The organism is Candidatus Villigracilis sp., from assembly GCF_057083605.1.
In genome coordinates this window covers 1-10,706 of the sequence record NZ_JBXMTI010000133.1, presented here as the reverse complement: position 1 = coordinate 10,706, position 10,706 = coordinate 1, and the positions used below count along the sequence as shown (strand labels likewise).

Genomic DNA, 10,706 nt, shown 5'->3' with positions numbered 1-10,706 from the left:
CTCGGAGGTCTGGTTTCAGAGCGAAGAGTAATCGTCAGGTATTCATTTAATTGATCGTTGTTGAAAATTCTGCCAAAGCTTCTTCCAAAATTTTCTCATCTGCCTCTTCCATTGGCGGCTTGACTGACCATTTCGGAAGCTCATGGATTTTATGCAACAGCGCCTTCAGAATTGGGGCGATGGGAGAATACTTTTCAAGTAAATGTCTCTGCTCTGTAACCTTCACCTGAATTTCGGAAGGGTCTTTGCCTTCCTGATACAAATCCCAAATATCGCGCAGGTTGTCCGAGATTAAATTGACTGGAGCGGTGATGGCTCCCTGCGCATGATTCTTCAAGGCGTGATGGAAGTATGAATCTGTTCCATTCAAAACGAGCAGGTCGTTTCCAAAGCGTTTGCCGAGTTCAACTGCAAAGGCTTCATCGTGCGATGAGTCTTTGATGCCTGCAAATTGAGCAGGAAATTTTTCTTTCAGTCGTTCGAGTAAATCCAATGAGAAGCCAATGCCTGTCATAACAGGGATGTGATAGCCAAGTAAATATTTATTTTGCGGTACAGCTTTTGTGATCAGTTCACTGAACCAATTGAATAGGCCCTCATCGGTCGCTTTGCGGAAGTAGTAGGGAGGTAGAACCACCACGCCATCGTAACCAAGTTCAAAAGCGAGTTTGGTCAATTCAATGGATTCGGAAAGACTGGGTGTACCTGTACCTGCCAATAATCTGAAGCCAGGCAATTGTTGCCTATAAACGCGCGCAGAACGCAGCAATGCCTCGCGCTCTTTCGCTGAGAAGGATGGCCCTTCACCAGTGGTGCCGAAGAGCAATGCGCCGTGGCATCCGCGTGAGGCGAGAAAACGTAAAAGTGTGGGAATAGATTCAAGGTCAAGCGATGAATCGGGTTTGATGGGAGTTACTGCCGCAGCGTAGATTCCTGCGAGGGGGTGAAGGTCAGTCATGAATTTACTCGTTTTCTTCTGTATGCTCAAGCCGCCGTTGTCGGCGGCGTTTCCACAATGTATCTTGCGCTGGGGGCGGCGCAAGAAGCGATCAATCAGTTACTCATTTTCTTCGATGAATTGTTTTGCGGCCTTTTCTGGCGGCTGAAGCGGCTGACCTTCTTCTTTGGATAAATAATGTTGATGGTCAAGCGTCCATAAATATAGGTCGCCTTCGGTTTTATCGGGGAATTCTTTTAAGATGCCGCTTTTTCGGATGATCTTAACAATGGGCATGTAAACCGTGTCGTACCAATGCGTTATGGCTTCTTCTTCAGAGATGTCGCGTTTCAGGTCGATGCCCATAAAATAACGATGCACAGCAATGTGCTCAAGCATACGTTCAAAGCCATCGGGAATGTTAAGTTTTATATTGGCATTAGGGCGCAGCCTATCTAATGTAGTGCGTTCCAGAAAATCAACTTTTGCACCGAGGATCTCAAGGTCTTCAGGCTTGATATCTGCTGTGATGTTCACGCGCGTGGCACATTCGCGCACCTCGGCCTCGATGAAAATCTGTCCCTGCTCGCGCGCCACAGAAACGCGGTGATGACCATCTACTACGAAATAAACATCACCTACTTTATATAGAACGACAGGCGGCAGATTGATTTCCTGATAAAAGGCGCGGTCAACTTTTTGCCAGCGGCTGGCGAGTTGATCTTCCTTGGGGAGGAAGGCCCTATCAAATTCATGATAACGGTTCAGACTCCCCGCAATCTGATCCACATGAACGGTTTTGATTCCCCGATAAATAGGGCCCCCAATCCGCAGCTTCTCCTTGATCTCGTCATAAGACAGCAAAGTAGTGGTGTGTTTGCCTGCGATCACAGAGAACACTTGGTTGATAAAGGATTTGAAACGCGCCCTGCTAAAATCTGCGCGTGCGCGTGCACTTAATTCGTCTGACATTGCTAACTCACTTCCAGTATTTTGTAAGGATAAACATTTATTAGTTTTGTTGCACCAAGCATGGTCTCTTGGGCCTCCAAATTGTTTTTGTAAAAATGAGTGTGCCCATGTAAATGGTAATGCGGCCTGGCAACTCGGATGAGCCAATTCAATGCCTTCAAGCCGTTATGCGCTGGATCCAGGTCATCGTGGATTCCAAAGGGCGGCGAATGGCTGATAAGGATATCCAATGCGCGGCCATATTTGATGCGATTGATCAGCAGTTGCGGCAGCATTCGAAAAGCTCGCAGATAGGCTTCGGTCTGGGTGTATTGGTTGACGCCGTCAGGCCGATAACGGATGGAGCCCCCAAAGCCGCCAATCAAATAATTTTTATGGCAAGCAGTTATCAGGTCCAGGTTTGAGCCGCCTTCGGCTCTTGAGAGCTTATCCATCATATTGTAGTGAGGGTCATGGTTGCCCGGCACATAATACATCTGCACGTTTAACATGGTGACGAGATACTCGAGATACGAATAAGCCAAATCGCCGCACCCCAGGATGATGTCCACTCCTTGAAAGTGCCCGCTTGGTATGAGGGTGTACATGCGGTCTACGACCTGATCGCTCACTGCTAGAATTTTCACCGCTAAGCATTGTGCCGTAGAAACGGTTTTCATGCAAGTCTGTTCATTAACAATTCTTAAAGGGCGCTTGGTAATCCACAGAAAAAGCATCAAAACCATCAACTGTGTGGATTAGGGCTTCCCAGCCGAGAATCGCTGGCATCTATCGACGAAATTGCAACTGTCTGGCATTTGCAATTCCCTTCACTGCACACTATAATTCATTAATCCGCATACGCATGAAAAGGAGCCTTCTCTGGAAACACGAAACATCACTTCACCCATAGGATCAGGATCGGGTGATCAACCGCCTCATCGCCAGCAATTACAAGCTGGCGTAACGCTTGTAGACCGTTACACTATTCAGGATGTAATCGGTGTGGGCGGTATGGGGTCGGTGTATCGCGCCCGTGACCTGCATTTTCCAAATGTGGTTAAGTTGGTGGCCGTGAAAGAGATGATCAACATGGCTCCCGATCCGCTGGTGCGCCAGACGATTGTGCAAAACTTCGAGCGTGAAGCGAACATGCTTGCCACGCTTAACCATCCTGCCATTCCACGTATCTACGATTATTTTACGCAGAACGATCACTCTTATCTGGTGCTGGAATTTATTCACGGCAAAGACCTTGAAACCGTGATTAGCGATGCAAATGGATTTTTGCCAGAGGATCAGGTTATCAGTTGGGCGATCCAGCTTTGTGATGTGCTGGCCTACTTGCATGGTCATAAGCCAGATCCGATTGTTTTCCGCGATATGAAACCGTCCAATGTGATGATCAACCACAATGGGGATGTGGTGCTGGTGGATTTTGGCATCGCCAAAACTTTCCAGACCGGGCAAAAAGGGACGATGATTGGCACAGAGGGATATTCTCCTCCCGAACAGTATCGTGGTGAGGCCACCCCGCTTGCGGACATTTATTCGATGGGTGCAACCCTGCACCATACGATTACCCGACGCGACCCGCGCCTTGAACCGCCTTTTTCTTTTGCGGAGCGCCCCGTGCGACGCATCAACGTCAATGTTTCAGTGGAGTTTGAAGCGGTGGTGAACACGGCTTTGCAATATAACCCAGCAGATCGTTTCTCCAGTGCTGCCGCCATGAAAGATGCGTTGATGAATGTTGCGCGTAAAACAGGAGCGCTCTCCAGGATCACATCTGCATTACCTGTTTCGAGCGGCGGGGTTAAGCCCTTATGGTCATTTAAATGTGAGGATGAGATACGTGGTACACCGCTCTTGCATCAGGGGAGTTTGTACATTGGCTGTTATGATAATAACCTGTACTCCCTGACTGCGGCAGATGGACAATTTCAGTGGAAATATCCAACAGAGGGAGGTATCGTATCGCGCCCTTTGTTTTACGATAACAATATATATTTCTGTTCAGAAGACCAGCGTTTGCATGCGGTCACTGCTCGTACAGGCAAAGTAGTGTGGACCTATTTTACAGAAGGGAAAATCTACTCCTCGCCCCGCTTTGCAGATGGGCATGTTTTCTTCGGGTCGGATGATCAGGACTTACATGCCGTAAATGTTGATACAGGCCGTTCAGTTTGGAAATTTTCGACTGATGGGCCGATCCATTCCACTCCGCTGGTGGCCAACGAAATGATCTATTTTGGAACCGAATCAGGTGCCATGTATGCCCTTGATTTTCGCGGCGAGATGAAATGGCGTTTTCAGGCAAAACGTTCGATCACATCCTCCCCAATCAGTAAGGGGCAGGCTGTGTATGCCGCATCTCTGGATGGAGTTCTTTATGCCCTGGATGCCAAGAACGGCTGGGCAATTTGGAAGTTCCGCCTGGGTAAAGGCTCAGTCTCATCTCCTGCGATTGCGGATGATCTGATTTTCGTTGGCGCGGCAGATGGGTTTATTTATTGTGTTGATATGCGTACTTCGAAAGAGGTTTGGCGTTTCCGCACTGATAACCAGGTGAGTAGTTCGCCAGCCGTTTATAAGGACTCTGTTTATTGTGGGTCTGTGGATGGCAGCATGTATTGTCTTGAATATCGCACGGGCCGATTACGCTGGAAATTTGAATCACAGGCGGCGATCACAGGTTCACCGATCGTGTTTGACGATATCGTATACTTTGGCTCAACAGACCATAGTGTCTATGCTCTGTTTGCCTAAAAGGAGTCCTCGTGGCTGATTTTTTTCGAAAATTATTTGGTGGAAAAGAAGAACCTGCAAAACAGAAGCAGATGGACATGGCCAGCACTGCACCGCTTTCGGACCAGCAGATCAGTTCTATTATCGCAAACCAGAACTTCAAATATGAGATGAAACAACTGGTTGCCGGTGTAGGGCAGTCCGTTGGTAAGCAGCGCGAGCATAATGAAGATAGCGTGCTCGCGCTTACATCCACGATTGCCGGCAGCACCGAAAACATTCCCTTTGGCTTATATATCGTAGCTGATGGAATGGGCGGGCATCAGTTTGGAGAAGTAGCAAGCAACGCCGCCATTCGTATCATGGGCGGCAACATCACCAAAAAGTTTCACTCCTATTTGTATAATCTGCCTACGCAAAGCCTTCAGGATTCCCTTCAGGAAGTGATGGAAACTTCCATTTTGGAAGCTCATCAATACGTCCAGCGTGAAGCGCCGGGCAGTGGCACCACTGTCACTGCTGCGCTGGTGTTGGGTCAGCAGGTGACCATCGCCCACGTGGGTGACAGTCGTGCGTATTCCGTTTATCCAGATGGAAGAATCGAACCGATCACACGCGACCATTCACTGGTCAAGCGACTGGAAGAACTCGGACACCTCAGCCGCGATGAGGCCGAAAACTTTCCCCATCGCAATGTCTTGATCCGCGCATTGGGTCAGGGAGAATCTTTGGAAGCCGATATATTTACCGTCCCATTTCCGAGCGGCGGCTTTTTAATGATCTGTAGTGACGGCCTTTGGGGCGTGATCAGCGAAAACGATATATTCCGAATCGTCACTGAGGCACCAAACTTGCATCGTGCATGCCATAATTTGGTCGAAGCCGCCAACGCCGCCGGTGGACCCGATAATATTACAGTCATACTTGCGCAGTTGATCGGATAATATGCCGTCCCGTAAGCCCGATTATTATGCAATTCTGGGAGTCTTCCGTGATGCGTCACAGGAGGAAATTAAACGTGCTTACTTCGATGCGGCACAACGTCTGCATCCTGATAAGAATGTAGCCGCCGGTGAGACTGAGTTATTTCTTGAAACACAGCAGGCCTACGAAGTACTCTCGAACCCAAAGCGCCGCAATTTATACGATGCCACCCTGCCCCCTGAAATTGAAGCTAATAGCGTTATAAAACATGAAGTGAGCTTCAGCCGTCCCAACCTTGTGCAGTTGGGCGAGCCGCAATTGGTCTACGTGTTGCTTGAAGTAAGCCCGCGTGAGCAAAAGACCAACCTTCCTTCTCCGCCTCTTAATATCTGCCTGGTATTGGATCGTTCCACATCCATGCAGGGTGAAAAACTTGATATTGTAAAAGCCACAGCCATTCAATTGCTGCGGAACTTACGCCCGGAAGATGTTTTAAGTGTTGTGGCCTTTAGCGACCGTGCTGAGATCATTGTCCCTGCTTCGGTTAATCTCGATAAAAAGAAGCAGGAGGCACGTATTCAAATGATGCAAGCCTCTGGCGCAACCGAGATATACAATGGGTTGGAGGCAGGCTTAAACGAGATTCGCCGCACATTGGATCCCTCGCGTGTTAACCACATCATTCTATTAACTGACGGAAAGACCTATGGCGATGAACAGGCATGTCTGAAACTTGCCGAAGAGGCTGCGGCGCAAAACGTTGGCATCTCAGGCATGGGCATCGGACATGAGTGGAACGATATCTTTTTGGATGCACTTGCGAGTAAAACTGGGGGTTCATCTGTTTATATCTCAAAACCAAAGGATATTGAGCGCCTGCTTATAGAAAAATTTAAGGCACTGGTCAGCACCTATGCAGACGAGGTACTGCTTGAATTCAAGCCGAATGAACGAATCAAAATAAATTATGCGTTTCGCCTCCAGCCTGAAGGCGGTGCCGTAGAAGTCGAATCCCCCATACATCTTGGGCCCATTTTGCAGGATACCCCATTACATGTATTATTTGAATTTCTGATAAGCCCGAGCGCGCTGGATGGTGATGAGGTAACCCTTCTTAACGGTTCCATAAAAACCTCGATCATGGCGCGGCCGATCCCTGTTCCGCCAATTCGACTAAAACTTACCCGCGATATTATGCAAAACCCATCAGCCGAACCTCCACCGACCAAGATCTTGAGTGCCCTCTCGCGCCTCACTTTATATCGGATGCAGGAGCGGGCCCGGACTGCGGTGGACGCTGGTCAATATGATGTGGCGGTGCGTCACCTGCAAAATCTTGCCACGCATCTGTTGTCACAGGGTGAGCAATCTCTGGCAAAGACTGCATTGTTCGAAGCGGAAAATCTGGAAAAAATGCACGCTTGGAGTCTCACTGGCAACAAGGATATAAAATATAGTACCCGGGCACTTTTGTTAAGCGGGGCGAAGGAGAAAGTAAGATGATCGTTTGTTCCAACTGCAAGCACGAGAACCTGACAGGCACAATGTTTTGCGCAGAGTGTGGCGCTCAATTGGTGGGTAGAGAATCGCTGACCACCCAAACGGTCACCACAGAAAAATTCCAGCAGGTCTTAAAAAATAAGAACCCATCGGATGATCTGTACCAGCAATTTGATGGCGGTGACGCGTGGGGCAGCCTTCATTTGCTGGATACGGGACAGGTCTTGCCGCTCTCGGCTCGAAATGAATTTACGATGGGTCGTATTAGCGAAGGCCAGCCCATCATGCCGGATATCGACCTTTCTCCCTATCAAGCTTATGCTGCAGGCGTATCCCGCTTGCACGCAGTCATCAAGAGGGACGGTGCCAATATCATTTTTATGGATCTCGGCTCGGCCAACGGCACATACGTGAATGGAAAACGGCTTTCCCCAAATGTCGAGCAAATTATCAAGCATGGCGATATTATTGCGCTTGGAAAAATGAAGATACAAATTCTGGTAAAAAATAAATAAGGAAAGTGAGCATATTATGGCATATACGGTTATTTTGCACATTGCTGGTGAATCTTCAGTGGCAGCTGAAATAGAGGAACTTCCCAAACCTACGGATAACTTCATCCTTGTAATGAATCCTCGGCAGAAGGACGGCAAGGATCTGCATTATATTGACAGCAATGTTGTCAAAGTGATCTGGCCCATCGCCAAAATAAGCTTTATTGAAATCCTTGAAAGTGCAGAGGAAGAAAAGATCATTGGTTTCGTGAGGGAATAAAATGCCTGATTCTTTGGAACGCCGCCGCATCCTCGTAGTGGATGATGAAGAACGAATGGTGCGCTTCATTCGGATGAACCTGGAGCATGACGGCTTCCAGGTGAGTGAAGCGTTTAATGGCAAGCAAGCCGTTCAAAAAATGCGTGATGTCACGCCGGACCTCATCCTGTTGGATGTGATGATGCCCGACCTGGACGGGTTTGAAGTGCTGGAAACCGTGCGCGAATTCAGTAATGTGCCCGTCATTATGCTGACCGCCAAAGGCGAGGAAGATGATCGTGTGCGCGGCCTTGAACATGGCGCGGATGATTACATTACCAAGCCGTTCAGTCCGCGCGAACTCGTCAGCCGTATTAAAGCTGTCCTGCGCCGCACGGAGGGAGTCAGCGGTTCCATGCACGGCCTGCTCGAAATTGACAAACGCCTCAAGATTGATTTTGATCGCCGCGAGATATGGCTGGAAGGCAAATTGGTCAAGCTGCGCCCCACGGAATACCGTCTGCTTTTCCACCTTGTACAAAACGCGGGCTGGGTCGTTTCACATGACCAACTGCTTCAAAAGGTTTGGGGCTATGAATATCGTGACGAACCGCATTACGTCCGCCTTTATATTAATTACCTGCGCCAGAAACTTGAGAAGGACCCCGCCGACCCCAAGTACATTCTCACCGAGCGCGGTGTAGGCTACCGTTTCGTGGATTTCAAGCGGGCCAAAGAATAGGCCGATTTTCTAATAAAATGAATACAAAACGCCTGCGTTTTTCTAACGCAGGCGTTTTAAATTAAGGGCGTAAGTTTAGATCCACCAAACTTAAAAGGAGGTACCTATGTCCAATTTAATTCGTTGGGAGCCCGCCCGTGAGATGATGACGTTGCGAGAAGCCATGGACCGCCTCTTTGACGACGCCTTCACTCGTCCGTTCAATATCGACGGCGGCAACTGGTCTGTGCCTGCGATTGATATGTACCAGACCGATGATGAAGTTGTGGTGAAGGCTGCGCTGCCTGGCATCAATGTCGAAGATGTACAAATCAACGTAACAGGCGGAATGCTCACCATCAAAGGCGAGGCAAAGCAGAAGGAAGAAGTGAAGGAAAAAGCATACCATCTGCGTGAACAACGTTGGGGCATGTTCGAACGCTCCCTCATCATCCCGACAGATGTGATGGCCGACAAAGCCAAAGCCGATTTCGAGAATGGCGTGCTTACCATCACAATTCCTAAAGCTGAAGAAGCCAAACCCAAGACCATCACTATCAAGACCAAATAAGACAATTCAGAAAATAGAGTCGAGTTTGCTCGACTCTATTTTCTTTTAATAACTCACCTAACACACTTGGCCGTGATTCCCTGAGCGGAGCGAAGGGTCTCTACCCCGAAATCAGAGATTCTTCGCTTCGCTCAGAATGACACTGTGTAAGGTGAGTTAATGAAGCTATCCAGATCTTTACGGACTCAACTGAATGTGGGAGACTTTCAACACTTACAAAGGAGACTTATTCTTATGAGCGGATCATTCTCAACCCTGCGCATCAACGCGGACCGTATGCTTGCTTCGTTTAACCAATTGGCCTTGATTGGCGCTACCAGCGATGGCGGAGTGGACCGTGTCACATTCAGTGAAGCGCATCTTGTTGCGCGCAAATGGTTTCGCGAGCAAGTCGAACGCGCGGGTTTGGAGTTTCATACGGATGGCGCAGGAAACTGCTCTGCCGTTCTAACGTTTGAACGTTCCAACGTTAGAACGTTATTGCTTGGCTCACACCTCGACTCTGTTCCCAACGGGGGACGATTCGACGGCGCCCTAGGCGTAATGGCGGCTCTTGAAGTGTTGAGAACTGTCAAAGAAAACGAGATCAAGCTCAAGCTCAATTTGGAGGCGATTGACTTCACAGATGAAGAAGGCACGTTGGTAGGATTACTTGGCAGTGCGGCGCTGGCTGGTCATCTCAGTCAAAAAGATTTGGCTTCTCCGCGTGGCGGGCGCGATAAATTAGTGGAAGGGATAACGAGGGTGGGCTTGTCCGATGAAAGCATGTTGAGCGCCGCGCGCTCGAAAGATTCACTTGCGGGGTACATTGAACTTCATATTGAACAAGGCAAGAGGCTTGAACGCGCAGGAGTTGATATTGGGATTGTTTCCGCCATCGTCGGGATTTGGTCATATCGTTTGTCTTTCATTGGCAGGGCGGACCATGCGGGATCAACCACAATGGACGATAGACTCGATGCTTCGTTGGGCGCGAGTGCGTTCACGATTGCGGCACGTGAAATGGTGATGAAGAATTTTCCGAATTGCGTGGTGAACGTAGGCAAAATGGACTTTGCTCCTGGTGCATTCAACATCGTCCCTGCACGCGTGGAACTTGCGCTTGAATTTCGTTCGCCTGATGAAGAACAGTTCAAACAGCTTGATCAGGCATTGCTTGAACTGGCACGAAGAGAAGCCGCTCGCTTTGGCTTGGAATTGAATATTGAATTTTTGGGTAAACATTCACCCAGCCTCATGAGCGATAATGTTCGCGTTGCTTTTGTAGACGCCTGCGATGATTTAAGTTTGACGCACGTTTCACTCGCCTCAGGCGCAGGCCACGATGGACAATCGCTTGCGGATTTATGCCCCGTCGGCATGATCTTCGTCTCATCTGTGGATGGAGCGAGCCACTCTCCGCGTGAATTCACCAAATGGGAAGACTGTGTCAACGGTGCAAATGTGTTGTTGCAGACGGTGTTGAGATTGAGCGTCTAGTGGAATGTTCGATAAGTAATTCAACATAGTGCTGATGATTTCTTTGCTGCCCAATCGTGCAAATTGCGACGCGTCCACGACCAGTTGATGGGTTGAGCCCATAAGCGATTATATTCTGGTGT

At 48.8% G+C, this 10,706-nt stretch carries 11 protein-coding genes; 8 read left to right on the top strand and 3 right to left on the bottom strand.

The features are described 5' to 3' along the window. Window positions 1-46: 46 nt before the first annotated feature. The 3 genes from AC14M5_RS19730 to AC14M5_RS19720 all read right to left on the bottom strand — a co-directional run bounded on the left by AC14M5_RS19730 (window position 47) and on the right by AC14M5_RS19720 (window position 2,568). Window positions 47-958, bottom strand: coding sequence for a dihydrodipicolinate synthase family protein (locus AC14M5_RS19730; RefSeq protein WP_484031428.1), 912 nt, complete (start codon window positions 956-958; stop codon window positions 47-49). Between the two features lie 99 nt (window positions 959-1,057). Beyond that, window positions 1,058-1,909 carry a hypothetical protein gene (locus tag AC14M5_RS19725; RefSeq protein ID WP_484031427.1) on the bottom strand — a complete coding sequence of 284 codons (852 nt, stop codon included), beginning with the start codon at window positions 1,907-1,909 and terminating at the stop codon, window positions 1,058-1,060. Window positions 1,910-1,911: 2 nt separating this feature from the next. Then, entirely contained in the window at window positions 1,912-2,568 is a 657-nt protein-coding gene (locus AC14M5_RS19720) for a metallophosphoesterase family protein (protein WP_484031426.1), read from the bottom strand. 169 nt (window positions 2,569-2,737) lie between these two features. Between AC14M5_RS19720 and AC14M5_RS19715 the strand changes: the two genes are divergently transcribed. From AC14M5_RS19715 to AC14M5_RS19680, 8 genes are all read left to right on the top strand, one after another. After that, window positions 2,738-4,657: an outer membrane protein assembly factor BamB family protein gene (locus tag AC14M5_RS19715; RefSeq protein WP_484031429.1), complete on the top strand. Its 1,920-nt coding sequence runs from the start codon at window positions 2,738-2,740 to the stop codon at window positions 4,655-4,657. Window positions 4,658-4,668: 11 nt separating this feature from the next. Beyond that, window positions 4,669-5,580: a PP2C family protein-serine/threonine phosphatase gene (locus AC14M5_RS19710; protein WP_484031425.1), complete on the top strand. Its 912-nt coding sequence runs from the start codon at window positions 4,669-4,671 to the stop codon at window positions 5,578-5,580. Window position 5,581: 1 nt separating this feature from the next. Beyond that, on the top strand, window positions 5,582-7,063 hold the full coding sequence (locus tag AC14M5_RS19705) for a DnaJ domain-containing protein (protein ID WP_484031424.1): 1,482 nt from the start codon (window positions 5,582-5,584) through the stop codon (window positions 7,061-7,063). Next, window positions 7,060-7,575 carry an FHA domain-containing protein gene (locus tag AC14M5_RS19700; protein ID WP_484031423.1) on the top strand — a complete coding sequence of 172 codons (516 nt, stop codon included), beginning with the start codon at window positions 7,060-7,062 and terminating at the stop codon, window positions 7,573-7,575. The genes AC14M5_RS19705 and AC14M5_RS19700 overlap by 4 nt, the downstream gene beginning before the upstream one ends. A 16-nt stretch (window positions 7,576-7,591) precedes the next feature. Next, a complete protein-coding gene (locus AC14M5_RS19695; protein WP_484031422.1) occupies window positions 7,592-7,834 on the top strand; it encodes a hypothetical protein in 243 nt (80 codons plus the stop codon). A gap of 1 nt (window position 7,835) precedes the next feature. Further along, window positions 7,836-8,555: a response regulator transcription factor gene (locus tag AC14M5_RS19690; protein ID WP_484031421.1), complete on the top strand. Its 720-nt coding sequence runs from the start codon at window positions 7,836-7,838 to the stop codon at window positions 8,553-8,555. 106 nt (window positions 8,556-8,661) lie between these two features. After that, window positions 8,662-9,105 (top strand): Hsp20/alpha crystallin family protein, encoded by a 444-nt coding sequence (locus AC14M5_RS19685; protein WP_484031420.1) that lies wholly within the window; start codon window positions 8,662-8,664, stop codon window positions 9,103-9,105. A 234-nt stretch (window positions 9,106-9,339) separates the two neighbouring features. Continuing rightward, window positions 9,340-10,584 carry an allantoate amidohydrolase gene (locus AC14M5_RS19680; protein WP_484031419.1) on the top strand — a complete coding sequence of 415 codons (1,245 nt, stop codon included), beginning with the start codon at window positions 9,340-9,342 and terminating at the stop codon, window positions 10,582-10,584. Window positions 10,585-10,706: the final 122 nt, after the last annotated feature.